Annotated in this window: 37 protein-coding genes; 33 read left to right on the forward strand and 4 right to left on the reverse strand. The window is 60.1% G+C overall.

Features of this window, described 5'->3' with window-relative positions:
* The first annotated feature begins 44 nt into the window (after window positions 1–44).
* The 28 genes from tuf (at window position 45) to rplQ (ending at window position 16098) form a co-directional block, all read left to right on the forward strand.
* The gene (tuf, locus tag ISN39_RS05975; protein WP_074067586.1) at window positions 45–1220 is read left to right on the forward strand and encodes an elongation factor Tu; all 1176 of its coding nucleotides are present in this window, start codon (window positions 45–47) and stop codon (window positions 1218–1220) included.
* Window positions 1221–1480: 260 nt separating this feature from the next.
* Window positions 1481–1789, forward strand: coding sequence for a 30S ribosomal protein S10 (rpsJ, locus tag ISN39_RS05980; RefSeq protein ID WP_003547547.1), 309 nt, complete (start codon window positions 1481–1483; stop codon window positions 1787–1789).
* A gap of 35 nt (window positions 1790–1824) precedes the next feature.
* Window positions 1825–2466, forward strand: coding sequence for a 50S ribosomal protein L3 (gene rplC, locus ISN39_RS05985; protein WP_022718392.1), 642 nt, complete (start codon window positions 1825–1827; stop codon window positions 2464–2466).
* Between the two features lie 12 nt (window positions 2467–2478).
* Window positions 2479–3099 carry a 50S ribosomal protein L4 gene (rplD, locus tag ISN39_RS05990; RefSeq protein ID WP_022718391.1) on the forward strand — a complete coding sequence of 207 codons (621 nt, stop codon included), beginning with the start codon at window positions 2479–2481 and terminating at the stop codon, window positions 3097–3099.
* On the forward strand, window positions 3096–3389 hold the full coding sequence (locus ISN39_RS05995) for a 50S ribosomal protein L23 (RefSeq protein WP_022718390.1): 294 nt from the start codon (window positions 3096–3098) through the stop codon (window positions 3387–3389). Before rplD ends, ISN39_RS05995 begins: the two co-directional genes overlap by 4 nt.
* Window positions 3390–3400: 11 nt before the next feature.
* A complete protein-coding gene (gene rplB, locus ISN39_RS06000) occupies window positions 3401–4237 on the forward strand; it encodes a 50S ribosomal protein L2 (RefSeq protein WP_074067598.1) in 837 nt (278 codons plus the stop codon).
* Window positions 4238–4252: 15 nt separating this feature from the next.
* A complete protein-coding gene (rpsS, locus tag ISN39_RS06005) occupies window positions 4253–4531 on the forward strand; it encodes a 30S ribosomal protein S19 (RefSeq protein WP_007531666.1) in 279 nt (92 codons plus the stop codon).
* Between the two features lie 2 nt (window positions 4532–4533).
* Window positions 4534–4923, forward strand: a complete 390-nt coding sequence (rplV, locus tag ISN39_RS06010; protein WP_022718388.1) for a 50S ribosomal protein L22 — start codon at window positions 4534–4536, stop codon at window positions 4921–4923.
* On the forward strand, window positions 4923–5642 hold the full coding sequence (gene rpsC, locus ISN39_RS06015) for a 30S ribosomal protein S3 (protein ID WP_022718387.1): 720 nt from the start codon (window positions 4923–4925) through the stop codon (window positions 5640–5642). The genes rplV and rpsC overlap by 1 nt, the downstream gene beginning before the upstream one ends.
* Window positions 5643–5678: 36 nt before the next feature.
* On the forward strand, window positions 5679–6092 hold the full coding sequence (rplP, locus tag ISN39_RS06020) for a 50S ribosomal protein L16 (protein ID WP_022718386.1): 414 nt from the start codon (window positions 5679–5681) through the stop codon (window positions 6090–6092).
* 10 nt (window positions 6093–6102) lie between these two features.
* A complete protein-coding gene (rpmC, locus tag ISN39_RS06025; protein WP_022718385.1) occupies window positions 6103–6303 on the forward strand; it encodes a 50S ribosomal protein L29 in 201 nt (66 codons plus the stop codon).
* Window positions 6304–6315: 12 nt separating this feature from the next.
* Window positions 6316–6555: a 30S ribosomal protein S17 gene (gene rpsQ, locus ISN39_RS06030; protein WP_003547557.1), complete on the forward strand. Its 240-nt coding sequence runs from the start codon at window positions 6316–6318 to the stop codon at window positions 6553–6555.
* A 264-nt stretch (window positions 6556–6819) separates the two neighbouring features.
* Entirely contained in the window at window positions 6820–7188 is a 369-nt protein-coding gene (gene rplN / locus ISN39_RS06035) for a 50S ribosomal protein L14 (RefSeq protein WP_018900268.1), read from the forward strand.
* A 12-nt stretch (window positions 7189–7200) separates the two neighbouring features.
* Window positions 7201–7509: a 50S ribosomal protein L24 gene (gene rplX / locus ISN39_RS06040; protein ID WP_022718384.1), complete on the forward strand. Its 309-nt coding sequence runs from the start codon at window positions 7201–7203 to the stop codon at window positions 7507–7509.
* Window positions 7502–8059, forward strand: a complete 558-nt coding sequence (rplE, locus tag ISN39_RS06045) for a 50S ribosomal protein L5 (protein ID WP_022718383.1) — start codon at window positions 7502–7504, stop codon at window positions 8057–8059. The genes rplX and rplE overlap by 8 nt, the downstream gene beginning before the upstream one ends.
* A 32-nt stretch (window positions 8060–8091) precedes the next feature.
* The gene (gene rpsN, locus ISN39_RS06050) at window positions 8092–8397 is read left to right on the forward strand and encodes a 30S ribosomal protein S14 (protein WP_074067600.1); all 306 of its coding nucleotides are present in this window, start codon (window positions 8092–8094) and stop codon (window positions 8395–8397) included.
* Between the two features lie 12 nt (window positions 8398–8409).
* Window positions 8410–8808: a 30S ribosomal protein S8 gene (gene rpsH / locus ISN39_RS06055; protein ID WP_022718381.1), complete on the forward strand. Its 399-nt coding sequence runs from the start codon at window positions 8410–8412 to the stop codon at window positions 8806–8808.
* Window positions 8809–8850: 42 nt separating this feature from the next.
* Window positions 8851–9384, forward strand: a complete 534-nt coding sequence (rplF, locus tag ISN39_RS06060) for a 50S ribosomal protein L6 (RefSeq protein WP_022718380.1) — start codon at window positions 8851–8853, stop codon at window positions 9382–9384.
* A 12-nt stretch (window positions 9385–9396) separates the two neighbouring features.
* A complete protein-coding gene (rplR, locus tag ISN39_RS06065; RefSeq protein WP_022718379.1) occupies window positions 9397–9759 on the forward strand; it encodes a 50S ribosomal protein L18 in 363 nt (120 codons plus the stop codon).
* 132 nt (window positions 9760–9891) lie between these two features.
* Window positions 9892–10461: a 30S ribosomal protein S5 gene (rpsE, locus tag ISN39_RS06070; protein ID WP_022718378.1), complete on the forward strand. Its 570-nt coding sequence runs from the start codon at window positions 9892–9894 to the stop codon at window positions 10459–10461.
* 14 nt (window positions 10462–10475) lie between these two features.
* Window positions 10476–10685, forward strand: a complete 210-nt coding sequence (gene rpmD / locus ISN39_RS06075; RefSeq protein WP_022718377.1) for a 50S ribosomal protein L30 — start codon at window positions 10476–10478, stop codon at window positions 10683–10685.
* Window positions 10686–10701: 16 nt separating this feature from the next.
* Complete coding sequence (gene rplO, locus ISN39_RS06080) at window positions 10702–11175, forward strand: 50S ribosomal protein L15 (protein ID WP_194729452.1); 474 nt, start codon at window positions 10702–10704, stop codon at window positions 11173–11175.
* 235 nt (window positions 11176–11410) lie between these two features.
* Complete coding sequence (secY, locus tag ISN39_RS06085; RefSeq protein WP_074067602.1) at window positions 11411–12751, forward strand: preprotein translocase subunit SecY; 1341 nt, start codon at window positions 11411–11413, stop codon at window positions 12749–12751.
* Window positions 12748–13398: an adenylate kinase gene (locus tag ISN39_RS06090; RefSeq protein ID WP_074067604.1), complete on the forward strand. Its 651-nt coding sequence runs from the start codon at window positions 12748–12750 to the stop codon at window positions 13396–13398. The genes secY and ISN39_RS06090 overlap by 4 nt, the downstream gene beginning before the upstream one ends.
* Window positions 13399–13625: 227 nt before the next feature.
* Window positions 13626–13994, forward strand: coding sequence for a 30S ribosomal protein S13 (gene rpsM, locus ISN39_RS06095; RefSeq protein WP_022718373.1), 369 nt, complete (start codon window positions 13626–13628; stop codon window positions 13992–13994).
* A gap of 132 nt (window positions 13995–14126) precedes the next feature.
* Window positions 14127–14516: a 30S ribosomal protein S11 gene (rpsK, locus tag ISN39_RS06100; protein WP_022718372.1), complete on the forward strand. Its 390-nt coding sequence runs from the start codon at window positions 14127–14129 to the stop codon at window positions 14514–14516.
* Window positions 14517–14619: 103 nt separating this feature from the next.
* Entirely contained in the window at window positions 14620–15630 is a 1011-nt protein-coding gene (locus ISN39_RS06105; protein ID WP_022718371.1) for a DNA-directed RNA polymerase subunit alpha, read from the forward strand.
* Window positions 15631–15675: 45 nt separating this feature from the next.
* Complete coding sequence (rplQ, locus tag ISN39_RS06110) at window positions 15676–16098, forward strand: 50S ribosomal protein L17 (RefSeq protein ID WP_039844646.1); 423 nt, start codon at window positions 15676–15678, stop codon at window positions 16096–16098.
* Between the two features lie 149 nt (window positions 16099–16247).
* Here rplQ and msrQ read toward each other — a convergent pair whose 3' ends face one another.
* Entirely contained in the window at window positions 16248–16904 is a 657-nt protein-coding gene (gene msrQ, locus ISN39_RS06115) for a protein-methionine-sulfoxide reductase heme-binding subunit MsrQ (RefSeq protein WP_194729453.1), read from the reverse strand.
* Window positions 16904–17851 carry a protein-methionine-sulfoxide reductase catalytic subunit MsrP gene (gene msrP, locus ISN39_RS06120; RefSeq protein ID WP_194729454.1) on the reverse strand — a complete coding sequence of 316 codons (948 nt, stop codon included), beginning with the start codon at window positions 17849–17851 and terminating at the stop codon, window positions 16904–16906. Before msrP ends, msrQ begins: the two co-directional genes overlap by 1 nt.
* A gap of 329 nt (window positions 17852–18180) precedes the next feature.
* Here msrP and ilvD point away from each other — a divergent pair, with 329 nt between their 5' ends.
* The gene (gene ilvD, locus ISN39_RS06125; protein WP_194729455.1) at window positions 18181–20019 is read left to right on the forward strand and encodes a dihydroxy-acid dehydratase; all 1839 of its coding nucleotides are present in this window, start codon (window positions 18181–18183) and stop codon (window positions 20017–20019) included.
* A 363-nt stretch (window positions 20020–20382) separates the two neighbouring features.
* On the opposite strand, the gene ISN39_RS06130 is transcribed toward ilvD, so the two are convergent.
* Both ISN39_RS06130 and ISN39_RS06135 read right to left on the reverse strand, forming a co-directional pair.
* A complete protein-coding gene (locus tag ISN39_RS06130) occupies window positions 20383–20967 on the reverse strand; it encodes a GNAT family N-acetyltransferase (RefSeq protein ID WP_194729456.1) in 585 nt (194 codons plus the stop codon).
* A gap of 240 nt (window positions 20968–21207) precedes the next feature.
* Window positions 21208–22113 carry a transcriptional regulator GcvA gene (locus tag ISN39_RS06135; protein WP_194729457.1) on the reverse strand — a complete coding sequence of 302 codons (906 nt, stop codon included), beginning with the start codon at window positions 22111–22113 and terminating at the stop codon, window positions 21208–21210.
* A gap of 391 nt (window positions 22114–22504) precedes the next feature.
* On the opposite strand from ISN39_RS06135, the gene ISN39_RS06140 reads away from it, so the two are divergent.
* The 4 genes from ISN39_RS06140 (at window position 22505) to ISN39_RS06150 (ending at window position 24690) form a co-directional block, all read left to right on the forward strand.
* Window positions 22505–22966 carry a VOC family protein gene (locus ISN39_RS06140; RefSeq protein ID WP_194729458.1) on the forward strand — a complete coding sequence of 154 codons (462 nt, stop codon included), beginning with the start codon at window positions 22505–22507 and terminating at the stop codon, window positions 22964–22966.
* Between the two features lie 64 nt (window positions 22967–23030).
* Complete coding sequence (locus ISN39_RS06145; RefSeq protein ID WP_210388704.1) at window positions 23031–23549, forward strand: SDR family NAD(P)-dependent oxidoreductase; 519 nt, start codon at window positions 23031–23033, stop codon at window positions 23547–23549.
* A gap of 20 nt (window positions 23550–23569) precedes the next feature.
* Window positions 23570–23761 carry an SDR family oxidoreductase gene (locus ISN39_RS37600; RefSeq protein WP_281438308.1) on the forward strand — a complete coding sequence of 64 codons (192 nt, stop codon included), beginning with the start codon at window positions 23570–23572 and terminating at the stop codon, window positions 23759–23761.
* 428 nt (window positions 23762–24189) lie between these two features.
* On the forward strand, window positions 24190–24690 hold the full coding sequence (locus ISN39_RS06150) for a GFA family protein (RefSeq protein WP_194729459.1): 501 nt from the start codon (window positions 24190–24192) through the stop codon (window positions 24688–24690).
* Window positions 24691–24804: the final 114 nt, after the last annotated feature.

Consider the following 24804-nt stretch of genomic DNA (forward strand, 5'->3'; position numbering starts at 1 on the left):
AAGAATTAGATCCCTTCGGGGACTAGCAGAATGGAGAGCCGAAAATGGCAAAGAGTAAGTTTGAGCGCAACAAGCCGCACGTTAACATCGGCACGATCGGCCACGTTGACCACGGCAAGACGTCTCTGACGGCGGCGATCACGAAGTACTTCGGCGAGTTCAAGGCGTATGACCAGATCGACGCTGCGCCGGAAGAAAAGGCTCGCGGCATCACGATTTCGACGGCGCATGTCGAGTATGAGACGGCTGCCCGCCACTACGCGCACGTCGACTGCCCCGGCCACGCCGACTACGTCAAGAACATGATCACCGGTGCCGCACAGATGGACGGCGCGATCCTGGTGTGCTCGGCTGCCGACGGCCCGATGCCGCAGACCCGCGAACACATCCTGCTCGCCCGCCAGGTGGGCGTTCCGGCAATCGTCGTGTTCCTGAACAAGGTCGACCAGGTCGACGACGCCGAGCTTCTCGAGCTCGTCGAGCTGGAAGTGCGCGAACTGCTGTCGTCCTACGACTTCCCGGGCGACGACATCCCGGTCGTCAAGGGTTCGGCGCTGGCTGCTCTTGAAGATTCCGACAAGAAGATTGGCGAAGATGCGATCCGCGAGCTGATGGCCCAGGTCGACGCCTACATCCCGACGCCTGAGCGTCCGATCGACCAGCCGTTCCTGATGCCGATCGAAGACGTGTTCTCGATCTCGGGCCGCGGTACGGTCGTGACCGGCCGCGTCGAGCGCGGTATCGTCAAGGTTGGCGAAGAAGTCGAGATCGTCGGCATCCGCCCGACCTCGAAGACGACGGTGACCGGCGTTGAAATGTTCCGCAAGCTGCTCGACCAGGGCCAGGCCGGCGACAACATCGGCGCACTGATCCGCGGCGTGAACCGCGACGGCGTCGAGCGTGGCCAGATCCTGTGCAAGCCGGGTTCGGTGAAGCCGCACAAGAAGTTCAAGGCTGAAGCCTACATCCTGACGAAGGAAGAAGGCGGCCGTCATACGCCGTTCTTCACCAACTACCGTCCGCAGTTCTACTTCCGCACGACGGACGTGACGGGCATCGTGACGCTGCCGGAAGGCACGGAAATGGTGATGCCGGGCGACAACGTCACGGTTGACGTCGAGCTGATCGTGCCGATCGCCATGGAAGAAAAGCTGCGCTTCGCCATCCGCGAAGGCGGCCGTACCGTCGGCGCCGGTATCGTTGCATCGATCGTAGAGTAATCTTTTAAGCAAGCGGCCCCAGGGCCGCTTGCTTATGACATAAAAATGTAGCAAATGGCGCGCGAGCGCGATTTGCGTCTGCTTCGGCTTCGAGGCAGGCAATGAACAGATAAGGTGGGCCTTAAGGCCTGGAGACTGGAAAGGGACATCGTTTTCGGTGTCCCCTTCGATCTTTGAAACCGGTGGTCCGCCTTAGGAAAAGAAGAACAGCCCGTGCCGTTTTGCTGGCACGCGAAGAACAAACACAAGGATAACGTCGAATGAACGGCCAAAATATCCGCATTCGCCTGAAGGCGTTCGATCACCGAATTCTCGATGCTTCCACGCGCGAGATTGTGTCGACGGCGAAGCGCACCGGAGCTAGTGTCCGGGGCCCCGTTCCGCTTCCGACCCGCATCGAGAAGTTTACGGTCAACCGGTCCCCGCACATCGACAAGAAGAGCCGCGAGCAGTTCGAGATGCGCACGCATAAGCGCCTCCTCGACATCGTAGACCCGACCCCGCAGACGGTGGACGCGCTGATGAAGCTCGATCTCGCCGCCGGTGTCGATGTTGAGATCAAGCTCTGAGCCTGGGCTCGAGCGGATTTGGAAGGATTGAACCGATGCGTTCAGGTGTGATTGCACAGAAGGTGGGAATGACCCGCGTCTACAACGACGCCGGCGAGCATGTCCCGGTAACGGTATTGCGTATGGAAGGCTGCCAGGTCGTTTCTACGCGCACTGTAGAAAAGAATGGCTATACCGCAGTTCAGCTCGGTGCTGGCCAGGCGAAGGTTAAGAACACGTCCAAGGCGATGCGCGGCAACTTTGCTGTCGCCAACGTCGAGCCGAAGGCCAAGCTCGCAGAATTCCGCGTTTCGGAAGACAACCTGCTCGAGGTCGGCACCGAGCTCAAGGCTGGTCACTTCGCTGCAGGTCAGCTCGTCGACGTGACGGGTACGACCATCGGTAAGGGTTTTGCCGGCGCCATGAAGCGCCACGGCTTCGGCGGTCTGCGCGCCACGCACGGTGTGTCCGTTTCGCACCGTTCGCATGGTTCGACGGGTTCGCGCCAGGATCCAGGCAAGGTTTTCAAGAACAAGAAGATGGCTGGTCACATGGGCCAGACGCGCGTAACGACTCAGAACCTGGAAGTGGTTTCGACCGATGAAGATCGCGGTCTGATCCTGATCAAGGGTGCAGTACCCGGTTCCAAGGGTGCCTGGATCATCGTGCGCGATGCCGTCAAGTCGGCAGCGAAGTAAGGAGCCGGACCAATGGAATTCAACGTCAAGACCCTCGAGGGAAAAGACGCAGGGAAGGTTTCTCTCTCTGACGCGATTTTCGGCCTCGAGCCCCGCGAAGACATTCTTGCCCGCGTCATCCGCTGGCAGCTTGCCAAGAAGCAGCAGGGCACGCACCAGGCAAAGGGCCGCGCGGACGTTTCGCGTACCGGCGCCAAGATGTACAAGCAGAAGGGTACGGGCCGCGCTCGTCACCATTCGGCTCGCGCTCCGCAGTTCCGCGGCGGTGGTAAGGCTCACGGCCCGGTCGCCCGCAGCCACGAGCACGACCTTCCGAAGAAGGTTCGCGCTCTCGGCCTGCGCCACGCTCTGTCGGCCAAGTTCAAGTCCGAGGACGTCATCGTCATCGACAATCTGGTCGCTGCTGAAGCAAAGACCAAGGCTCTCGCATCCGTTTTTGAGACGCTGGGCCTGACCAATGCGCTCTTCATCGGCGGCGCTGAGCTTGACGGCAACTTCAAGCTTGCAGCAAAGAACATCCCGAACATCGATGTTCTGCCGATCCAGGGCATCAACGTTTACGATATCGTGCGCCGCGGCAAGCTCGTGCTTTCCAAGGCTGCCGTTGAAGCTCTAGAGGAGCGTTTCAAGTGACCGATCTTCGCCACTACGATGTGATCGTCTCGCCGGCGATCACCGAAAAGTCCACGCTGGTATCGGAAAACAACCAGGTTGTTTTCAACGTCGCCAAGGCGGCCACGAAGCCGGAAATCAAGGCTGCAGTCGAGGCGCTCTTCGGCGTCAAGGTCACGGCCGTCAACACTCTGCTCCGCAAGGGCAAGACCAAGCGTTTCCGCGGTTTTGTAGGCAAGCAGAAGGACGTGAAGAAGGCTGTCGTGACGCTGGCTGAAGGCCAGACGATCGACGTCTCCACCGGTCTCTGAGGAATAAGAAAATGGCATTGAAAACATTCAATCCTACGACCCCGAGCCAGCGCCAGCTCGTCATCGTTGACCGTTCTGGCCTGTGGAAGGGCAAGCCGGTCAAGGTGCTGACGGAAGGCCTGACTTCCAAGGGTGGCCGCAACAACGCCGGCCGCATCACGGTCCGCTTCCAGGGCGGCGGTCATAAGCGCACCTATCGTCTCGTCGACTTCAAGCGCCGCAAGTTTGACGTCGAGGGCACGGTCCAGCGTATCGAATATGACCCGAACCGCACGGCATACATCGCGCTCGTAACCTACACGGACGGCGAACAGGCCTACATCCTCGCTCCGCAGCGCCTCGCTGCCGGCGACAAGGTCATCGCTTCCGACAGGGCCGTCGACGTGAAGCCGGGCAACACCATGCCGCTTCAGTTCATCCCGGTCGGCTCCATCATCCACAACGTGGAAATGAAGCCGGGCAAGGGCGGTCAGATCGCACGTTCGGCTGGCGGTTACGCACAGCTCGTCGGCCGCGACCAGGGCATGGCGATCCTTCGCCTGAACTCGGGCGAACAGCGCCTCGTCCACGGCACCTGCCTGGCGACGATCGGTGCCGTTTCCAACCCGGACCACGGCAACATCAATGATGGCAAGGCCGGCCGTTCGCGCTGGCGTGGCAAGAAGCCGCACAACCGCGGCGTCGTCATGAACCCAGTCGACCATCCGCACGGCGGTGGTGAAGGCCGCACCTCGGGTGGCCGTCATCCGGTTACCCCGTGGGGCAAGCCGACCAAGGGCAAGCGCACCCGGTCGAACAAGTCGACCGACAAGATGATCATGCGCTCGCGTCATCAGCGTAAGAAGTAAGAGAGGAAGTCTCCAATGGCTCGTTCAGTATGGAAAGGTCCGTTCGTTGACGGCTATCTTCTCAAGAAGGCTGAGAAGGTTCGTGAAGGCGGACGTGCAGAAGTAATCAAGATCTGGAGCCGTCGCTCCACGATCCTGCCGCAGTTCGTCGGTCTCACCTTCGGCGTCTACAACGGCAGCAAGCATGTTCCGGTCAGTGTCAATGAAGACATGGTCGGTCACAAATTCGGTGAATTCTCTCCGACCCGGACCTATTACGGTCACGGTGCGGACAAGAAGGCAAAGAGGAAGTAACAATGGGCAAGGCAAAAGCCGAACGCCGGCTGAAGGACAACGAGGCGCAAGCAGTCGCCCGCACGCTCCGCGTCAGCCCACAGAAGCTCAACCTGGTTGCTGCGGCCATCCGCGGCAAGAAGGTTGACCGCGCACTCGCTGAGCTGGAGTTCTCCCGCAAGCGTATCGCAGGCGCCGTCAAGAAGACGCTCGAATCTGCGATCGCCAATGCCGAGAACAACCACGATCTCGACGTCGACTCGCTGGTCGTAGCAGAAGCCTATGTCGGCAAGTCGATCGTCATGAAGCGCTTCCACGCTCGTGGCCGCGGCCGTGCATCTCGCATCGAGAAGCCGTTCGCCCACCTGACGATCGTCGTCCGCGAAGTGCAGGCACAAGAGGAGGCCGCATAATGGGTCAGAAAATCAATCCAATCGGTTTCCGTCTTGGCATCAACCGCACCTGGGATAGCCGCTGGTTCGCGGACAATGCCGAGTACGGTCAGCTCCTGCACGAAGACCTGAAGATGCGCAAGTTCGTCATGAGCGAACTGAAGCAGGCTGGTATTGCAAAGGTCGTCATCGAGCGTCCGCACAAGAAATGCCGCGTCACGATCCACTCGGCTCGCCCGGGTCTGATCATCGGCAAGAAGGGTGCAGACATCGACAAGCTCCGCAAGAAGCTGTCGGACATGACGAACTCCGAAACGCACCTCAACATCGTCGAAGTGCGCAAGCCGGAAGTCGACGCGACGCTCGTCGCACAGTCGATTGCCCAGCAGCTGGAACGCCGCGTGGCTTTCCGCCGCGCCATGAAGCGCGCTGTTCAGTCTGCAATGCGTCTTGGCGCCGAAGGCATCAGGATCACCTGCGCAGGCCGTCTCGGCGGCGCGGAAATCGCTCGTACCGAATGGTACCGCGAAGGCCGCGTTCCGCTGCACACCCTGCGTGCGGACATCGACTACGGTACGGCTGAAGCCGAAACCGCATTCGGCATCTGCGGCATCAAGGTCTGGATCTTCAAGGGCGAAATCCTTGAACACGATCCGCTGGCCTCCGAGCGCCGCGCACTCGAGGGTGACGCTCAGGGTCCGGCAAGCCGTGATCGCGATCGTCGCCGCGACAACGCTTGATAGCGTTGGTGGCAGATAAGTTCGGAGAATAAGAAAATGTTGCAGCCAAAGCGTACCAAGTACCGCAAGCAATTCAAGGGCCGCATCAAGGGCGTCGCCAAGGGTGGTTCCGACCTCGCCTTCGGTGAATTCGGCCTGAAGGCTCAGGAGCCCAACCGCGTCAACGCACGTGAAATCGAAGCGGCCCGCCGCGCGATCACGCGCTACATGAAGCGCGCCGGCCGTGTATGGATCCGCGTGTTCCCGGACGTTCCGGTAACCGCAAAGCCGACCGAAGTCCGCATGGGTAAGGGTAAGGGCTCCGTCGAATATTGGGCATGCAAGGTCAAGCCTGGCCGCATGATGTTCGAGATCGACGGCGTCACCGAAGAAATCGCCCGCGAGGCGCTTCGTCTCGGCTCGGCCAAGCTCTCGGTCAAGACGCGCTTCGTTCAGCGCATTGCAGAGTAAGGAGAGGCAGATGAAAGCCGAAGAAGTCCGCGGCCTCACGGCCGATCAGCTCAAGGACAAGCTCGCCAACCTCAAGAAGGAGCAGTTCAACCTGCGCTTCCAGAAGGCAACCGGCCAGCTCGAAAAGTCCTCGCGCATCAACGAAGTCCGCAAGGACATCGCCCGCGTGAAAACCATTGCCCGCCAGAAGGCGGCAGAAGCAAAGGCGTAAAGGAAGAATAACATGCCGAAGCGCATTCTGCAGGGCGTTGTCGTTGGCGACAAGAACGAGAAGACTGTCGTAGTTCGCGTTGAGCGCCGTTTTGCTCACCCGCTGCTTCAGAAGACCGTTCGTCGTTCCAAGAAGTACAAGGCCCACGACGAAAACAACCAGTACAAGATCGGCGATACCGTATCCATCGAGGAATGCGCACCGATCTCCAAGGACAAGCGCTGGACGGTCATTTCCGCCCAGGGCAAGTAACAGAATTTTGCGCGAGGCCTTGCGTCTCGCCGAAATTTCTGTATGAAGCAGCGTCAGAACGCTCGAATGCCGGGCGTTCTTTTGCTTTGAGCGCATGGAAGGTCCCGTCGGGAAACCACCTTGGCACGATTTTTCCCGCGCTATTCAAGCTATTGCCGTGTCTGTACCCGCCCTTAAGGCGGGTTCGGCGGGCTGACAATTTTCATGAGCCGGGGTAGGGGGCGCAAGCCCAACCATTCCGGTAAAACAAGAAGGCGACCTGATATGATTCAGATGCAAACAAACCTCGACGTCGCGGATAATTCCGGCGCACGTCGTGTCATGTGCATCAAGGTGCTGGGCGGCTCGAAGCGCAAGTATGCCTCGATCGGCGACGTCATCGTCGTTTCGATCAAGGAAGCGATCCCGCGCGGCCGCGTGAAGAAGGGTGACGTGATGAAGGCGGTGGTTGTTCGTACCGCCAAGGAAATCCGTCGCGTGGATGGCAGCATCATCCGCTTCGACACGAATGCAGCAGTCCTCATCGACAACAAGAAAGAGCCGATCGGCACCCGTATCTTCGGACCGGTTCCGCGCGAACTTCGCGCCAAGAACCACATGAAGATCATCTCGCTGGCTCCCGAAGTACTGTAAGGAGCGGGAACGATGCAGAAGATTCGTAAAGGCGACAAGGTCGTCATGCTCGCAGGCAAGGACAAAGGCCGTACCGGCGAAGTCCTCCAGGTTCTGCCGAAGGAAGATCGCGCGGTCGTCCGTGGCGTCAACGTCGTCAAGCGCCACCAGCGCCAGACGCAGACGCAGGAAGCCGGCATCATCAGCAAGGAAGCCTCGGTTCACCTGTCCAACATTGCAATCGTCGACAAGGACGGCAAGCCGACCCGCGTCGGTTTCAAGGTCGTTGACGGCAAGAAGGTCCGTGTGGCCAAGCGTTCTGGAGATGTGATCGATGGCTGAGGCAAAGTACGAGCCGCGGCTCAAGAAGGAATATGTCGAGCGCATCCGCAAGGCGATGCAGGAGAAGTTCTCCTATGCCAACGAGATGCAGATCCCGAGGCTCGACAAGATCGTAATCAACATGGGTGTTGGCGAAGCAACGGCTGATTCGAAGAAGCCGACGATTGCCGCAGCCGACCTGGCAGCGATCGCCGGCCAGAAGCCGGTCATCACCCGTGCACGCAACTCCATCGCTGGCTTCAAGGTCCGCGAGCAGATGCCGATCGGCGCCAAGGTCACCCTGCGCGGCGCCCGCATGTACGAGTTCCTGGACCGTCTCGTGAACATCGCGCTTCCGCGCGTTCGCGACTTCCGCGGCCTGAACCCGAAGAGCTTTGACGGCCGTGGCAACTTCGCCATGGGCATCAAGGAGCACATTGTGTTCCCTGAGATCAACTACGACAAGGTTGATCAGATGTGGGGCATGGACATCATCGTTTGCACGACGGCAACGAAGGACGACGAAGCACGAGCTCTGCTGACAGAGTTCAACTTCCCGTTCCGTCAGTAACCGTAACGACGAGCGTAGAAAAGGAACCTGACATGGCGAAGACAAGCGCAGTTGAAAAGAACAAGCGCCGCCGTACTACGGTCGCAAATCAGGCTGCCAAGCGCGCAGCCCTGAAGGCGATCATCATGAACCAGTCTCTTCCGATCGAAGAGCGGTTCAAGGCCTCGATCAAGCTGGCATCCCTGCCGCGCGATGGATCGAAGACCCGCATTCGCAACCGTTGCGAAGTATCGGGCCGCCCGCGCGCGTACTACCGCAAACTGCGCATGTCGCGTATCGCGCTGCGTGAACTGGGCAATCTCGGCAAGGTGCCGGGCATCGTCAAGTCGAGCTGGTAAGGAGCAGGTTAGATGACAATGACTGATCCGTTGGGCGATATGCTCACTCGCATCCGCAACGGCGCTTCCCGCCGCAAGTCGTCGGTTTCGACGCCTGCGTCCAAGCTCCGTGCACGCGTTCTCGATGTCCTGCAGTCCGAAGGCTACATCCGTGGCTATTCCGTTGTCGATTTCGGCAATGGCAAGTCGGAACTCAGCATCGAGCTGAAGTACTACGAAGGCACATCGGTGATCCGTGAGATCGGCCGTGTGTCCAAGCCGGGCCGCCGGGTTTATGTCTCGGTCAAGTCCATTCCGCAGGTCGCGAACGGTCTCGGCATCACCATCCTTTCGACTCCGAAGGGCGTGATGGCCGATCACCAGGCTCGCGAACAGAACGTTGGTGGCGAGGTTCTTTGCTCTGTCTTCTAAGACAGGGCAGGGATCTCCATTGCGAACAGACAGGATTTAAACATGTCTCGTATCGGTAAGAAGCCCGTTCAGGTACCTGCTGGAATCACGGCTACGGTCGATGGTCAGAAGGTTACTGCAAAGGGCCCGAAGGGCGAGCTGTTCTTCGTCGCAAACGACGAAGTCGGCGTAAAGCTCGAAGATAACGCGGTCGTGGTCACGCCGCTCAACCAGACCAAGGATGCTCGCGCAAAGTGGGGTATGTCCCGCACAATGATCGAGAACATCTTCAAGGGCGTCAAGGACGGTTACGAGCGCAAGCTCGAAATCAACGGCGTTGGTTATCGTGCATCCATGCAGGGCAAGAACCTGCAGCTGGCTCTCGGTTTCAGCCACGACGTGGTCTATGAGCCGCCGGTCGGTATCTCGATCGCTGTTCCGAAGCCGACGGAAATCGTCGTCACCGGCATTAATAAGCAGCAGGTCGGTCAGGTCGCCGCCGAAATCCGCGAATACCGCGGTCCCGAGCCCTACAAGGGCAAGGGCGTGAAGTATGCTGACGAGCGCATCGTCCGCAAAGAAGGCAAGAAGAAGTAAGGATCACGCGAAATGGCTAGCAGGAAAGAAGCACTTGCACGTCGTGCCAACCGCGTGCGCCGTCAACTCAAGTCGGTGGCCAATGGCCGTCCGCGCCTGTCGGTTCATCGCTCCTCGAAGAACATCTACGCACAGATCATCGATGATGTGGCCGGCAAGACGCTTGCGGCTGCCTCCACGCTCGACAAGGATCTGCGCGGTTCTCTGAAGACCGGTGCCGACACCGCAGCAGCTGCCCTCGTCGGCAAGCTCGTTGCAGAGCGCGCCTCCAAGGCCGGCGTCAAGGAAGTCGTATTCGACCGTGGCGCCTTCATCTATCACGGCCGCATCAAGGCTCTTGCAGAAGCAGCCCGCGAAGGCGGTCTGACCTTCTAAGGAGATTTCCGGCCGCGCGTCTTTTGGACAGCGGCCGGATTTTCACCGGACCGCAAACGCTCCCGCAAGGGAGACCGATGCGGTCCTCGTTTGTTTGCCGATTGCACCCGGAAAAGAAAAAGGAAGAGGACAATGGCACAGGAAAGAAGGGGTTCTCGCGAAGATCGCCAGAGCCGCGAAGAGCGCGACAGCGAATTCGTCGACAAGCTTGTCGCGATCAACCGCGTCGCCAAGGTTGTTAAGGGTGGCCGCCGTTTCGGTTTCGCCGCTCTCGTCGTCGTCGGTGACCAGAAAGGCCGCGTAGGCTTCGGTCACGGTAAGGCACGCGAAGTGCCGGAAGCGATCCGCAAGGCAACGGAAGCCGCCAAGCGCGAGCTGATCTTCGTTCCCCTGCGTGAAGGCCGCACCCTGCATCACGACGTCCATGGCCGCCATGGCGCCGGCAAGGTTCTGCTGCGCTCGGCCAAGGTCGGTACCGGTATCATCGCCGGCGGTCCGATGCGCGCCGTTTTCGAAACGCTCGGCGTTCACGACGTTGTCGCCAAGTCGACCGGTTCCTCGAACCCGTACAACATGGTTCGCGCAACCTTCGACGCTCTGAAGCACCAGGTTCACCCGAAGGACATCGCAGCTCAGCGCGGCATCAAGTATGCTACGCTCCAGGCTCGCCGTGCCGCCTCCGGCAACGCCTCTGAAGAATAAGAGGAGTCTGACCCATGGCTAAGGCTACCAAGAAGACCGAAGCGAAGACGGTTACCGTCGAGCAGATCGGCAGCCCGATTCGCCGGCCGGCTGTACAGCGCCAGACGCTGATCGGCCTCGGCCTCAACAAGATGCACCGGACCCGCACCCTGGAAGATACGCCTTCCGTTCGCGGCATGATCCGTGCTGTCCAGCATCTCGTTCGCGTCGTCGACGAGAAGTGAGACGGAGGTTATCATCATGAAACTCAATGAAATCAGAGATAACGAAGGTTCGACCCACAGCCGCAAGCGCCTCGGCCGCGGTATCGGTTCGGGCTCGGGCAAGACCGGTGGTCGCGGTGTGAAGGGTCAGAAGTCCCGTTCCGGCGTCGCCATCAACGGTTTTGAAGGTGGTCAGATGCCAATCTACCGCCGTCTGCCGAAGCGCGGCTTCACGAACATCTTCAAGGCCGACTTCGTCGTCGTCTCTCTCGCACGCATCCAGGCTGCGATCGACGCCGGCAAGCTTGACGCCAAGGTGACTGTCGATGCCGCAGCCCTCAAGGCCGCCGGTGTGATCCGCCGCGCCAAGGACGGCGTTCGCGTTCTCGCCGACGGCGAGCTGAAGGCAAAGATCAAGCTCGAAGTCGCAGGCGCTTCCAAGCCCGCCGTCGAGAAGATCGAAAAGGCCGGCGCGTCGATCACGCTTCTTTCTGCCGCAGCGGCAGAATAATAATCTTATGATATGTCGCCCGGGGTGGCTTCACACCGGGCGATTTTGCTCCCATATGTGGGCCTCACAAGAATCTGCATCGTTGCACCCCGCAGCATGCCGGTTTCGACGAAATCAAGGGTGAGGCATAGGTTGCGCCAGCAATCCGTCCGTAGCCCGATTGTGAATAATTTGATTACTGATTCCGGGTCCGGCACTCGCTCGAAGCGCCCGAATTGGTAGCGCGGAGAATCGCATGGCGTCTGCAGCGGAACAATTGGCTTCCAATCTTAGTTTTTCGACCTTCGCCAAAGCCGAGGATCTCAAGAAGCGCCTGTGGTTCACGCTGGCAGCTCTCCTCGTCTATCGTCTTGGTACGCACATTCCGCTTCCGGGCCTCAATCCCGAAGCCTATGCCCAGGCCTTCCGCGGCCAGGCGGGCGGCATTCTCGGCCTCTTCAACATGTTTTCGGGCGGCGCCGTCGAGCGCATGGCGATCTTCGCGCTCGGCATCATGCCCTATATCTCCGCTTCGATCATCGTGCAGTTGATGACCTCGGTCGTGCCGGCGCTCGAAAACCTGAAGAAGGAAGGCGAGCAGGGCCGCAAGATCATCAACCAGTACACCCGCTACGGCACCGTGCTGCTCGGCGCACTGCAGGCCTATGGCATCGCGGTCGGCCTTGAAAGCGGCAGCGGCCTCGTGGTCGATCCGGGCTGGTTCTTCCGTATTTCCACCGTCATCACACTGCTCGGCGGCACGATGTTCCTGATGTGGCTCGGCGAACAGATCACCTCGCGCGGCATCGGCAACGGCATTTCGCTGATCATTTTCGCAGGCATCGCTGCCGGTCTTCCGAGCGCGCTTGCCGGCACGCTCGAACTCGGCCGCACCGGTGCGCTTTCGACGTCGCTGATTCTCGCTGTCATCCTGATCGCAATGGCCGTTATCGCCGTCATCGTCTTCGTCGAGCGCGCCCAGCGCCGGCTGCTGATCCAGTATCCGAAGCGTCAGGTCGGCAACCGGATGTTCCAGGGCGATACCTCGCACCTGCCGCTCAAGTTGAATACCTCGGGCGTCATCCCGGCAATCTTCGCCTCGTCGCTGCTGCTTCTGCCAGCGACCGTCGCGGGCTTTGCCAACACGACGTCTCTGCCGTCCTGGGCGACGGTGATCGTTGCGGCGCTCGGCCACGGCCAACCGCTCTATATGCTGCTCTACGCTGCGTTGATCGCGTTCTTTGCCTTCTTCTACACGGCCATCGTCTTCAATCCGAAGGACACGGCCGACAATCTGAAGAAGCATGGCGGCTTCATTCCCGGCATCCGTCCAGGCGAGCGCACCGCCGAATATATCGATTTCGTCCTGACCCGCATCACGGTCATCGGCGCGATCTATCTCGTCTTCGTCTGCATCCTGCCTGAGATCCTGGTGTCGCAAACCGGCATCCCATTGGCCCTTGGTGGTACTTCGCTTTTGATCGTGGTTAGCGTAACTCTTGATACGGTGGCTCAGATCCAGGGTCATCTGATTGCACAGCAGTACGAAGGCCTGATCAAGAAATCGAAGTTGCGTGGAGGAAAGAGGGGGCGATGAGACTCATACTTTTGGGGCCGCCGGGCGCGGGCAAGGGAACCCAGGCCCAGCGGATCGTGGAGAAGTACGGCATTCCGCAGCTTTCCACGGGTGACATGCTTCGCGCTGCCGTTCACGCTGGAACCGAGGTCGGCAAGCGGGCCGATGCGTTGATGAAGGCGGGCAAGCTTGTGCCCGATGAAGTCGTCAACGCCATCGTCTCCGAGCGCATCGACCAGCCGGACTGTGCGAATGGCTTCATCCTCGACGGTTTCCCCCGGACGCTGATCCAGGCGGATGCCACGGAAGCGATGCTTCGCGCAAAGGGTCTCGACCTTTCCGTCGTCATCGAGTTGAAGGTCAACGACGACGAGCTCATTCGCCGTGTTGCGGGGCGCTATTCATGCGCACAATGCGGCAGCGTCTACCATGACACCGACAAGGCCCCGGAAAGCGAAGGCGTCTGCGACAAGTGCGGTTCGACGCATTTCAAGCGCCGGCCGGACGATAACCCGGAGACGATGACGGCGCGGCTTCAGGTCTATTACAAGGAAACCTCGCCGTTGATCGGCTATTACTACGCCAAGGGGAAGCTCAAGAGCGTGGACGGCATGGCCGACATAGACCACGTCACTGGCGAGGTCGATACCATCCTTTCGAAGCTTTAAGGCTTTGAAAATAAACTTGGCGGGACCGGTTGCCTTTCAGCGCTGATTCCGCTAAACACCGCGCCAACTCGCGATATTCGATGCGATCGGCGCGGATTTCCCAAAGGAAGTCCGGGTTCGGTCGTTTTGACATGTTACGAACCCAAATTTGAACGAGCGGCCCTTCGGAGGGCGGCATAATCGAAGCCCTCTTGCCGGATGGCAACTGGAACTCAAGGAGAATAGGCGTGGCACGTATCGCTGGCGTCAACATCCCGACTGCGAAGCGCGTCGTTATCGCGCTGACCTACATTCACGGGATCGGTTCGAAATTCGCACAGGAAATCGTCGAGAAGGTCGGCATCCCGGCTGATCGCCGCGTGCACCAGCTCACGGACGCTGAAGTTCTTCAGATCCGCGAAACGATCGACCGCGACTATCAGGTCGAAGGTGACCTTCGTCGCGAAACCTCGATGAACATCAAGCGTCTGATGGACCTCGGCTGCTACCGCGGCCTGCGTCATCGCCGCGGCCTGCCGGTTCGCGGTCAGCGCACGCACACCAATGCCCGCACCCGCAAGGGCCCGGCAAAGGCGATCGCTGGTAAGAAGAAGTAATTTCCGGGAAACCGGGAGTGGGAGGCTGGCGGTCTGCGCCGGCCTCTTTTGAGTTTGGGGCGGGGCTGCAAGGCGCCGTTCCGGTGTAGCCGCTGGCATTACGGCGGTGAAGATATCCAAGAAAGGGATACAATGGCCAAGGAAGCCGTCCGCGTTCGCCGTCGCGAACGTAAAAACATTTCGTCGGGTGTGGCTCACGTCAACTCGACCTTCAACAACACGATGATCACCATCACTGACGCGCAGGGCAATGCAATCGCCTGGTCGTCCGCCGGTGCCAAGGGCTTTAAGGGTTCGCGCAAGTCGACCCCGTTCGCGGCCCAGATCGCTGCTGAAGATGCTGCCAAGAAGGCGCAGGAACATGGCATGAAGTCGCTGGAAGTCGAAGTTTGCGGTCCGGGTTCTGGTCGTGAATCCGCTCTGCGCGCGCTCCAGGCTGCCGGTTTCATGATCACGTCCATCCGCGACGTGACGCCGATCCCGCACAATGGCTGCCGCCCGCGCAAGAAGCGCCGCGTCTGATCATCGCCACTCACAACACCGGTGAGCGTTTTGTTGACGCTCCCGGTGCTTCTCAAGCTCGGTTGCCACGATTGGATGGTGGCAACGAACGGAAGGCAAAAAAATGATCCAGAAGAACTGGCAGGAATTGATCAAGCCGAACAAGGTCGAGTTCTCTTCGAACTCGCGCATCAAGGCGACGCTCGTTGCAGAGCCGCTGGAGCGCGGTTTCGGCCTGACCCTCGGCAACGCGCTTCGTCGCGTTCTGCTCTCGTCGCTGCGCGGTGCCGCTGTGACGGCCGTGCAGATCGACGGCGTGCTGCACGAATTCTCCTCGATTCCGGGCGTCCGCGAAGACGTGACGGATATCGTGCTCAACATCAAGGAAATCGCCATCAAGATGGATGGCGACGACGCAAAGCGCATGGTCGTCCGCAAGCAGGGCCCGGGCGTTGTGACGGCTGGCGACATCCAGACGGTCGGCGATATCGAAATCCTCAACCCTGAGCATGTCATCTGCACGCTCGACGAGGGCGCCGAGATCCGCATGGAATTCACGGTCAACAACGGCAAGGGCTACGTTCCGGCCGAACGCAATCGTGCGGAAGATGCTCCGATCGGCCTGATCCCGGTCGACAGCCTCTATTCGCCGGTCAAGAAGGTGTCCTACAAGGTTGAAAACACCCGCGAAGGACAGGTTCTCGACTACGACAAGCTGACGATGACCATCGAAACCGATGGCTCCGTTTCCGGCGAAGACGCCGTCGCTTTTGCGGCACGCATCCTCCAGGACCAGCTTGGCGTCTTCGTCAACTTCGACGAGCCGCAGAAGGAAGCCGAAGAGGAAGCAGTCACCGAACTCGCTTTCAACCCGGCGCTCCTCAAGAAGGTAGACGAACTCGAACTGTCGGTCCGCTCGGCAAACTGCCTGAAGAACGACAACATCGTCTACATCGGCGACCTCATTCAGAAGACCGAAGCAGAAATGCTCCGCACGCCGAATTTTGGTCGCAAGTCGCTGAACGAAATCAAGGAAGTTCTCGCTTCCATGGGCCTGCATCTCGGCATGGAAGTGCCGGCATGGCCGCCTGAGAACATCGAAGATCTCGCCAAGCGGTACGAAGACCAGTACTAACCATCAAACGGCGGGCGAGATGCCTGCATGTGAAGGAGAATAGCAATGCGCCACGGTAAAGCCGGCCGCAAGCTGAATAGAACCGCAAGCCACCGCAAGGCGATGTTCGCCAACATGGCGGCTTCGCTCATCACGCATGAGCAGATCGTGACGACCCTGCCGAAAGCAAAGGAAATCCGTCCGATCGTTGAAAAGCTCGTTACCCTTGGCAAGCGCGGCGACCTGCACGCTCGCCGTCAGGCGATTTCGCAGATCAAGGACGCCGCAGTCGTTTCGAAGCTTTTCGACACGATCGCTTCGCGCTACGCAACCCGCAATGGCGGCTACCTGCGTATCATGAAGGCCGGCTTCCGCCAGGGCGATAACGCCGCTCTCGCCGTCATCGAATTCGTTGACCGCGACACCTTCGCCAAGGGCGCAGCCGACAAGGCCCGCTCCGCTGCCGAAGAGCAGGCCGTCGCCGCCTGATACTGTCCGGTTCACCGGAAGCAAGCAGCCGGGCTCGAGAAGCCCGGCTGTTTTTGTTTGTCGCTTTTGGACGTGTTGAACGCCGATTGCGCTATGCGAAACTGACGCGGCTGGCGATTTCAACGCCGTTATAGCCTGACACTGCAGGCTCACGCGGCGGTCGCCGCCGCCCGGCTGTCTTGCCGTCCTTGCCCGCGCTTCCTGCTGCGGGCGATCGGCCTCCAGGAGCGGTAGAGGATCAGCAGGATCAGAAGGCCGACATAGATGTATTGCTCGGGGCCTAAGACCTTGGTCGAGAGGGCGAAGTGCAGCGCGCCGCAGGCTGCGACGATGTAGACGAGGCGGTGGAGGCGGACCCAGGCCGGGCCGAGGCGGCGGATCGAGAAATTGTTGGATGTCAGCGCAAGCGGAATGAGCAGCGTCAGGCCCGCCATGCCGAACATGATGAAGGGCCGTTTCACGACATCGTCGATGACAGCTTGAATGATCAATTCCTGGTCGAGCACCATGTAGACGGTGAAATGCATTGCGACATAGTAGAAGCAGAGCAGGCCGAGGCAACGGCGGTAGCGCAGGTAATTCCAGCCGAAGAGATCGCGGGCAGGGCTGACGGCGAGCGTCAGGATCAGGAAGCGGATCGCCCAGATGCCGAGAAACAGTTCGAAGGTCTTGACCGGATCGGCGCCGAGACCGTCCGTGGCGCCGAGGTAGAAATACCAGGCGGCGGGCAGGAGCCCCGCCACGTAGAGCAGCCAGACGGATGCCGGCTGCCAGCGTTTCGCAAGCGTCAGCGAGAAATCCGTCATCAGAAATTCGCCTTCAGGTCCATACCGGAATAGAGGCTTGCGACCTCATCGGCGTAACCGTTGAAAGGCAGCGTCGGATGGCGGCTGGCGCCGAAGAAGCCGCTTTCGCCGATGCGCCGTTCGCTCGCCTGGCTCCAGCGGGGATGATCGACCGCCGGATTGACGTTGGCATAGAAGCCGTATTCCTGCGGGTTGGTGACCTGCCAGGTGTTCTTCGGCTGCTGGTCGGTGAGCGTGATCTTCACGATCGACTTGATGCCCTTGAAGCCATATTTCCACGGCACGACGAGGCGGATGGGCGCACCATTCTGGTTCGGCAGCGTTTCGCCATAGAGACCGACGGCAAGCAGCGTCAGCGGGTGGCGGGCCTCGTCGAGGCGCAGGCCCTCGACATAAGGCCATTCGAGTGACTGGAAGATGCCTTTCTGGCCCGGCATTTCGTCCGGCCGGACGACGGTTTCAAAGGCGACGTACTTGGCGCTGCCCAGCGGCTCCACCTTGTCGAGCAGGGCTGCAAGCGGGAAGCCGTCCCAGGGGATCACCATCGACCAGGCCTCGACACAGCGCATGCGGTAGACGCGCTCCTCGATCGGAAATTCCTTGATCAGGGCCTCGATATCGAAGGTGCCCGGTTTGCCGACCATGCCGTCGACCTTAACGGTCCAGGGCAGGGGCTTGAAGTCGCCGGAAAGGGCCGCGGGATCTCCCTTGTCGAGGCCGAATTCGTAAAAGTTGTTATAGGTCGTCACATCCTTCAGCGGCGTCGTTTTTTCATCGACCTTGTACTTGCTCTCGATGACGGAAAGTGCCGCAGCGCTCGCCTTGCCGGCCCCATAGAGCGCCATGGCGCCGAGCGTTGCAGCCCCAAGGAACTCGCGGCGGCGGAGATAGACCTGGCGCGGCGTGATCTCCGAAGACGGGATCTTTGGCGGATGATAAGCCGGCATTTCGAAATCCTCCTGGGCGGGAACGGCCCGATATCTCAATAAACGCATCAGCAGCGTCTTTGGATGACTGTGTAGGCCTTGAAGATTGCTTTCGGGAAGCCAATTTTTTGTGTTCGGGTGTGATGGAATAGACTGTAACAAAAGGCTGCGATCCACCGTATATGCCAGATGGGCGCAAATGGGCGGCGTACCGGATTTGCCCTTGCCGGTAGTGACAGTCCCGGCTGATTGGATTAGGACAATTCCAAAATGCAGCGGCTGCCCGGCCTGCAAGCTTTCTTGCCGTCCCGCATCGTCCGCGCAATTTCCGCAGATCAAGGAAGAAACCGATGCCAGCTTACCGTTCCAGAACCACGACTCACGGCCGCAACATGGCGGGCGCGCGCGGCCTTTGGCGCGCGACGGGCATGAAGGACGCGGATTTCGGCAAGCCGATCATCGCAGTGGTGAATTCCTTCACCCAGTTCGTGCCTGGCCACGTGCATCTGAAGGACCTCGGCCAGCTTGTCGCCCGCGAGATCGAAGCGGCCGGTGGCGTTGCCAAGGAATTCAACACGATCGCCGTCGACGACGGCATCGCCATGGGCCATGACGGCATGCTCTATTCGCTGCCGTCGCGCGAACTGATCGCCGACAGCGTCGAATACATGGTCAACGCCCATTGCGCCGACGCCATGGTCTGCATCTCGAACTGCGACAAGATCACCCCCGGCATGCTGATGGCGTCGCTGCGCCTCAACATCCCGTCGGTCTTCGTTTCCGGCGGCCCGATGGAAGCTGGCAAGGTCGTGCTGCAGGGCAAGAAGCATGCGCTCGATCTGGTCGATGCCATGGTTGCCGCCGCTGACGACAAGATCAGCGACGAGGATGTTCAGACGATCGAGCGCTCAGCCTGTCCGACCTGCGGCTCGTGCTCCGGCATGTTCACGGCCAATTCCATGAACTGCCTGACAGAAGCGCTCGGCCTGTCGCTGCCCGGCAACGGCTCGACACTTGCAACCCATGCCGACCGCAAACGCCTCTTCGTCGAGGCCGGGCACCTGATCGTCGATCTCGCCCGCCGATACTACGAGCAGGACGACGTCAAGGCGCTGCCGCGCACGATCGCTTCGAAGCGGGCCTTTGAAAACGCCATGGCGCTCGATATCGCCATGGGCGGCTCGACCAATACCGTTCTGCACATCCTGGCTGCCGCCCATGAAGGCGAGGTCGATTTCACGCTGGCCGACATCGACGCGCTGTCGCGCCGCGTGCCGTGCCTTTCCAAGGTCGCGCCGGCCAAGGCCGACGTGCACATGGAAGACGTCCACCGCGCCGGCGGCATCATGTCGATCCTCGGCGAGCTGGACAAAGGCGGTCTGCTCAACCGCGACTGCCCGACCGTTCATGCCGAGACGCTGGGTGACGCCATCGATCGCTGGGATATCACCCGCACCAGCAGCGAGACGGTTCGCGACTTCTACCTCGCGGCCCCCGGCGGCATCCCGACCCAGGTCGCCTTCAGCCAGAACGCCCGCTGGGAAGAGCTGGATACCGACCGGGAAAAGGGCGTCATCCGCTCGGTCGAGCATCCGTTCTCGAAGGATGGCGGCCTGGCTGTCCTCAAGGGTAACCTCGCGCTCGACGGCTGCATCGTGAAGACGGCGGGCGTCGATGAATCGATCCTGAAATTCTCCGGTCCGGCCAAGGTCTACGAAAGCCAGGATGCTGCGGTGAAAGCCATCCTCGGCAATGAGGTGGTCGCGGGCGACGTCGTCGTCATCCGCTACGAGGGCCCGAAGGGCGGCCCCGGCATGCAGGAAATGCTCTATCCGACGAGCTATTTGAAGTCGAAGGGCCTCGGCAAGGCGTGCGCGCTGATCACCGACGGCCGCTTCTCCGGTGGCACCTCCGGCCTCTCGATCGGCCACGTTTCGCCGGAAGCGGCGAACGGCGGCACGATCGGCTTGGTGCGCCCGGGTGACGTGATCGATATCGACATCCCGAACCGCACGATCAGCCTGCGCATCAGCGACGCCGAACTTGCGACCCGCCGTTCCGAGCAGGAAGAGAAGGGCTGGCATCCGGCCGAACACCGCAAGCGCAATGTCACGACGGCGCTGAAGGCCTATGCGGCTTTCGCGACGAGCGCGGACCGCGGCGCCGTGCGCGATCTCGGCGGCCGCTGAGGAACTGCAAGACTCAATCAGGAGACGGCGCGTTGCGGAATGCGGGCGCCGTTTTGTTTGTCTGTTCAGAGTAGTGCGGAATATCTTCCTTTGCAGATAAGGTGTCAGAGCGGTCTGCCGCTCGCACCTTGTCAGTAGATCTTAGATTCGATGGCGAAGTAGTGCAGCCTTGAAGGGCACGGCAACTATGCGCCTCCATGTCGGTCGTTGAAGCTACATCGTCCGACTTCTAAAAGCGGACATCGCCTAAAACCCAACTAGGCGGCGGCCAGCAAACGTCTCGCCGGTCCGCCCATCTTCGTTTCGGGGCTGTGCCGCGCGCCTCGGCGCCGCTACGGCACAAACTATCTGATCGCACGAAGCTCAACGCGGCCGACGCAGCATCGGGACGAGCGTCGGCGACGAACCGACCTGGATCGCGCCGAGCGGTTCGAAGCCATAGCGTCGGTAAAACGGAATGTTGCGCGGGTTCGAGGATTCCAAATAGGCTGGCGCGTGATCGCGGTCGCACCGTGCGAGTGCGTACGCCATCAAGGCGTCGCCGTGACCTTCGCCTTGATGCGCCGGGTCGACGCCGATCAGTGGCAGGTACCAATGTGGTTCGGTCGGGTGGTACCTGGCCATCTGCTCGAATATGGCTGTGGTTTCGGGGGTAAGAGCGCGCGCAACCGTGCTCTCGAGCACCGCACCAAGCCCTTCGTCGTCGGAATGTACCCCGGGCGATAGCCACAGCGCCGTTCCGGCGTAGCCATCGGTGCAAAAGGCACTTCCGTTAGAGAATGCGCTGCTGCCGAACGCCCGGATCATTCGCGGCATCGCCGCAAGGTACTGGTGTGCCTGCGGCCAGGTCCATCGCGCCATAGGATCCGCTGCAAAGGCAAGCATGACCGTTTCGACCGCCAGATCTTCCTCGGCCGCGGCCATGACTCTCACTGTTGGCGATTTCATACTGCCCTCCTGACGTAGGTGGTCCGACGAGGCGCCCGCGACCATTCTCAGCTACGCATCGTAACCCGGACGGCGTGGAAGCGATACCGGTTGCTGCTGGCTCAGCGGCTCCCGATTCGCTCTCCGTAGCCGACAAGTGATTTTTTCGGGAGCCGTGAGAAGTCGTTCGAATGTCTCGAAGTCTCGGATGCGGATTTGCTGAATTTTGTCCGAGGGGCGGTCCCATATGAATTTGCGTGTTCAACTTTCATTAGACCTTGGCGACGAACCCATTTCACCAAACAGCCAGTCGCGAAACGCTCTGATTTTCCGTTGGCGTAGAGCCCCTTCTGGATATACGACGTAGTAGCTCCACCTCGATCGCAGCGTCAGGTCAAAGGGTCGAAGGAGCCGGCCCGCGGCCAGATCGGCCGATACCAGTGCGGCTCTCCCCAGAAGCACCCCCTCACCCTGAACTGCGGCTTCGACGGCGTAGGAGGCGGAGTCGAACCGCACACCTGCGGTGGGGTTCACATCGTGAATGCCCGCGGCCTGAAGCCAGGCTGCCCAGTCGATGCGAAAGTTATCGTGGATCAACCGATGATACTTCAGGTCTGCCGGTGTCCGCAGTGGATGCTCACCGACCAGCAGTTCCGGACTGCAGACCGGAGAGACGTCTTCTTCAGCCAATAATTCGGACACCACGCCCTCATAATTGCCTTCCCCAAACCTGATGGCGATGTCGACCCCGTCCCTGATAAAATCTGCGAAGGTACCCGAGGTCGACAGCCGCACGTCTATGTCGCTATGGGCGCGGTGAAACCGGATTAGCCGCGGCACGAGCCACCGTCCGGCGAAGCCATCCGACGTGCTCACATTGAGAACACCCGCCGATCTTGGCGCGCTGGCAGCAGTCGTCGCGACAGCGATCCGATCGAGCGCTGCGCCGACTTCGGCCGCATATGCGACCCCAGCTTGCGTCAGCTTCACCGATCGTGTCGCTCGTTCGAACAGCAAAGTGCCGAGCCCCTCTTCGAGATTGCGAACAGCCCGGCTGATCGCGCCATGCGTAACGTGAAGTTCCGCGGCTGCTTTGGTGAAGCTGAGATGGCGGGCGGCGGCGTCGAATGCGGGGAGAGTCGTGAGGGGAGGTAGTCGGCGCGGCATCAGTCACCTGTGAGTGAAACTCACAAATACTGCAGGAATAATCGGTTGTCGTCCAGTCCCACTCCGCGCATCTTCGTCATCACAGCAGGCGGAAAGCTCCCTGCCAAATATGAAAGAGATCATCGTGACCACTACTCACACGTTAGATGCCACACCGCTTTTCTGCAAAAGGGCCTCCACGCCTGACGCTCAGATCGAAAATCCAATTAGGCTTGTAGGGCACCAGGCTGTCGCATTGGTCGTCGCCATCCAGGAGTGTTGGAGGATGCGGCACTTCGAACGCTTTTCGTCCGATCGGCTGCAGGACATCGGCTTTGAACGAGATTGGGACGGTTCGATCATCCGGCTCGACCGTCGGGAAAGATGTCTCTCGTGAGAAAGGAGAATCGAGATGAGAATCTTCCCACACCTTTGGTTCGCATCCCAGGCAGAAGAAGCCATGGCGTTCTACACGTCTGTCTTCAAAGAATCGAAAACCCTAGGTCGCGTTGACCTTCCTGATCCTGAACTGTCGGTCGTCCGCTTCGAACTGGCCGGCCTGCCCATCGCCGCTTTGAACGCACATTCCCACGCAACATACAGTGAGGCGTTCTCGTTCCTTGTCGAAACGGACGACCAGGCGGAAACGGATTACTATTGGGACGCCCTGACCTCGGGTGGCGGCAAGGAACAACCATGCGGATGGCTCACTGATAAGTTTGGTGTCTACTGGCAGGTCACTCCGAAGGCGCTCCTGAAGTGGGTTGCCGACCCAGACCGGGAAAGGGCGGGCCGTGTCCTGCAGGCCATGTACAAGATGACGAAGATCATCATCGCTGATCTCGAGCGCGCTTACAGCGGCGAAACTAGCTGAGCGCAAGCGACGGCAGCGTCGCATTTTCCCTGCTCATTATCCCTACTTATCGATGGAGGAACCCATGGCAAATCTGATGGGCAAGAAGGTTATTGTTGTCGGAGGCAGCTCCGGAATTGGCCTTGGTGTCGCGGCCGCAACGCTTGAGCGCGGTGCGGACCTGATGATCGTTGGCAGATCGGCGGACAAGCTGGAGAGGGCGAGGAGGGCTCTAGGTGTTGACGGGCGAGTGGAAACGTTCGCCGCCGACATGACCCAGGAAGCCAACATTGCCGCCCTATTCGAAAGAATTGGAGTGTTCGATCATTTGGTCTCGACGGCCGGCACGCCGCCGCCGGGTGATCCTATCGACCAAACCGATATCGACAATGTCCGGCGCTTTATCGACAACAAGCTCGTCGGTGCAGTTCTCGTTGCCAAATATGCTGCGCGAACGCTTAGCCGCGGCGGTAGCATGACGTTCACGTCGGGGATCAACAAGGATCGTCCGCCGGTCCCTGGTGGTGCGGTCGTCTCTGCGATAGCCGGTTCGTTCACCTATCTCGCGCGAGCACCTCGCTTGAACTTGCGCCGTCACGTGTGAATGTCATATCCCCAGGTTGGGTGGACACACCGATGTTTACCGAGCTCGCTGGCGAGGCGAAGTCTCAGCTCTTCGAGGCCATGGCCGCGCGTCTTCCATCGGGAAAGATCGCGACTCCGGCTGACGTTGCTCTGGCCTATGTCTATCTGATGGAGAGCGAGTTCACGACTGGCCAGACCATCAACATCGATGGCGGTCAGAGCTTGATTTAAGAGCGACTGTTCGCTTGGAAGACAGAGGCTATTGCCCTGGGTAACACAGCCTCCCTTGAGGATGGCAAGAAAGCATGGGCAGGGAGTGACCGTTTTCCTCGAGCAATTCGGCTTTTTCGCGCCCGCATATCGGTCGTCAAAGCCACGTTGAGCAACTTCCAAAAGCGGACTTCGCGAGCGCTCGCACCGGAATTTCGCGGCTGCGGACCCACCCAACTGCCTCTGCGAGCTTCGGCCACCGCTTAACCGACGGTTGAAGCGGAAGTTATGGGCGGACGGTCGAGAAGGCGTGATCGGATCCATTGTTCTGGGCGGGCAAACCACACCCACTAACACCAGAATTGGATCCGCTCTGGGAGGCTGGACGATTAAAAGACGAAAACCTAAAAGAGATTAAGCCCAAACCCGCCTCTTGAAGGAGGAGAAAAATGAAACGCATCGAGATGGAGGTGAGCGGCGGCTGCCAGTGCGGTACCGTGCGCTACCACGCAACCGCTATGCTCGACAATTCACATCTCTGCCATTGCCGCATGTGCCAGAAAGCCTCGGGCAACATCTTTGCCGCGCTCGTCGCCGCGCCCGATGATGCGCTCACCTGGACACGCGGCAAGCCGAGCGTCTGGAAGAGCTCGGAGCTTGTCGAGCGCGGCTTCTGCGCCAATTGCGGCACGCCATTGTTCTTCCACCACCTCGAAAACGGTCGCACCAACCTGATGATCGGTTCGCTTGACGATCCGCACGCCTTCTCGCCGCTTGCCAATACCTGCACCGAGAACATGGTGGCATGGTTCGATACGATCACGGGCATAGAAAATACCGGTGCGACCGAAAACAACGGCGCCGACTGGGCCGCGGCGATCAAGGAGAGCAACAACCAGCACCCCGATCACGATACCACCTCATGGGCGGTGAGGGGGCGTGATGGCTAAGTCCTACTCCGGCGGTTGCCAGTGCGGCGCTGTCCGTTGCTCTCTTCCGAAAAGCCGTCGTGCCGGAAACCAACGACAGCAACAGCTTACTTTCAAGATGATGCACGCAGGGTG

This window comes from Rhizobium sp. 007 (assembly GCF_015353075.1).
In the GTDB taxonomy this organism is placed as follows: domain Bacteria; phylum Pseudomonadota; class Alphaproteobacteria; order Rhizobiales; family Rhizobiaceae; genus Rhizobium.

Coding starts and splice junctions, on each gene's coding strand:
- rplC (WP_022718392.1), top strand. CDS start 1,825: ATGCGTTCAGGTGTGATTGCACAGAAGGTGGGAATGACCCGCGTCTAC.
- rpsQ (WP_003547557.1), top strand. CDS start 6,316: ATGCCGAAGCGCATTCTGCAGGGCGTTGTCGTTGGCGACAAGAACGAG.
- rplD (WP_022718391.1), top strand. CDS start 2,479: ATGGAATTCAACGTCAAGACCCTCGAGGGAAAAGACGCAGGGAAGGTT.
- msrQ (WP_194729453.1), bottom strand. CDS start 16,904: ATGACGGATTTCTCGCTGACGCTTGCGAAACGCTGGCAGCCGGCATCC.
- tuf (WP_074067586.1), top strand. CDS start 45: ATGGCAAAGAGTAAGTTTGAGCGCAACAAGCCGCACGTTAACATCGGC.
- rplB (WP_074067598.1), top strand. CDS start 3,401: ATGGCATTGAAAACATTCAATCCTACGACCCCGAGCCAGCGCCAGCTC.
- msrP (WP_194729454.1), bottom strand. CDS start 17,851: ATGCCGGCTTATCATCCGCCAAAGATCCCGTCTTCGGAGATCACGCCG.
- rplO (WP_194729452.1), top strand. CDS start 10,702: ATGAAACTCAATGAAATCAGAGATAACGAAGGTTCGACCCACAGCCGC.
- rpsS (WP_007531666.1), top strand. CDS start 4,253: ATGGCTCGTTCAGTATGGAAAGGTCCGTTCGTTGACGGCTATCTTCTC.
- ISN39_RS06105 (WP_022718371.1), top strand. CDS start 14,620: ATGATCCAGAAGAACTGGCAGGAATTGATCAAGCCGAACAAGGTCGAG.
- rpsK (WP_022718372.1), top strand. CDS start 14,127: ATGGCCAAGGAAGCCGTCCGCGTTCGCCGTCGCGAACGTAAAAACATT.
- ISN39_RS06150 (WP_194729459.1), top strand. CDS start 24,190: ATGAAACGCATCGAGATGGAGGTGAGCGGCGGCTGCCAGTGCGGTACC.
- rplF (WP_022718380.1), top strand. CDS start 8,851: ATGTCTCGTATCGGTAAGAAGCCCGTTCAGGTACCTGCTGGAATCACG.
- ISN39_RS06140 (WP_194729458.1), top strand. CDS start 22,505: ATGAGAATCTTCCCACACCTTTGGTTCGCATCCCAGGCAGAAGAAGCC.
- ilvD (WP_194729455.1), top strand. CDS start 18,181: ATGCCAGCTTACCGTTCCAGAACCACGACTCACGGCCGCAACATGGCG.
- ISN39_RS06135 (WP_194729457.1), bottom strand. CDS start 22,113: ATGCCGCGCCGACTACCTCCCCTCACGACTCTCCCCGCATTCGACGCC.
- rpsH (WP_022718381.1), top strand. CDS start 8,410: ATGACAATGACTGATCCGTTGGGCGATATGCTCACTCGCATCCGCAAC.
- rpsE (WP_022718378.1), top strand. CDS start 9,892: ATGGCACAGGAAAGAAGGGGTTCTCGCGAAGATCGCCAGAGCCGCGAA.
- rpmC (WP_022718385.1), top strand. CDS start 6,103: ATGAAAGCCGAAGAAGTCCGCGGCCTCACGGCCGATCAGCTCAAGGAC.
- rplQ (WP_039844646.1), top strand. CDS start 15,676: ATGCGCCACGGTAAAGCCGGCCGCAAGCTGAATAGAACCGCAAGCCAC.
- ISN39_RS06130 (WP_194729456.1), bottom strand. CDS start 20,967: ATGAAATCGCCAACAGTGAGAGTCATGGCCGCGGCCGAGGAAGATCTG.
- rplP (WP_022718386.1), top strand. CDS start 5,679: ATGTTGCAGCCAAAGCGTACCAAGTACCGCAAGCAATTCAAGGGCCGC.
- rplE (WP_022718383.1), top strand. CDS start 7,502: ATGGCTGAGGCAAAGTACGAGCCGCGGCTCAAGAAGGAATATGTCGAG.
- rplV (WP_022718388.1), top strand. CDS start 4,534: ATGGGCAAGGCAAAAGCCGAACGCCGGCTGAAGGACAACGAGGCGCAA.
- rplN (WP_018900268.1), top strand. CDS start 6,820: ATGATTCAGATGCAAACAAACCTCGACGTCGCGGATAATTCCGGCGCA.
- rpsC (WP_022718387.1), top strand. CDS start 4,923: ATGGGTCAGAAAATCAATCCAATCGGTTTCCGTCTTGGCATCAACCGC.
- rplR (WP_022718379.1), top strand. CDS start 9,397: ATGGCTAGCAGGAAAGAAGCACTTGCACGTCGTGCCAACCGCGTGCGC.
- ISN39_RS06145 (WP_210388704.1), top strand. CDS start 23,031: ATGGCAAATCTGATGGGCAAGAAGGTTATTGTTGTCGGAGGCAGCTCC.
- rpsJ (WP_003547547.1), top strand. CDS start 1,481: ATGAACGGCCAAAATATCCGCATTCGCCTGAAGGCGTTCGATCACCGA.
- rplX (WP_022718384.1), top strand. CDS start 7,201: ATGCAGAAGATTCGTAAAGGCGACAAGGTCGTCATGCTCGCAGGCAAG.
- secY (WP_074067602.1), top strand. CDS start 11,411: ATGGCGTCTGCAGCGGAACAATTGGCTTCCAATCTTAGTTTTTCGACC.
- rpmD (WP_022718377.1), top strand. CDS start 10,476: ATGGCTAAGGCTACCAAGAAGACCGAAGCGAAGACGGTTACCGTCGAG.
- ISN39_RS06090 (WP_074067604.1), top strand. CDS start 12,748: ATGAGACTCATACTTTTGGGGCCGCCGGGCGCGGGCAAGGGAACCCAG.
- rpsN (WP_074067600.1), top strand. CDS start 8,092: ATGGCGAAGACAAGCGCAGTTGAAAAGAACAAGCGCCGCCGTACTACG.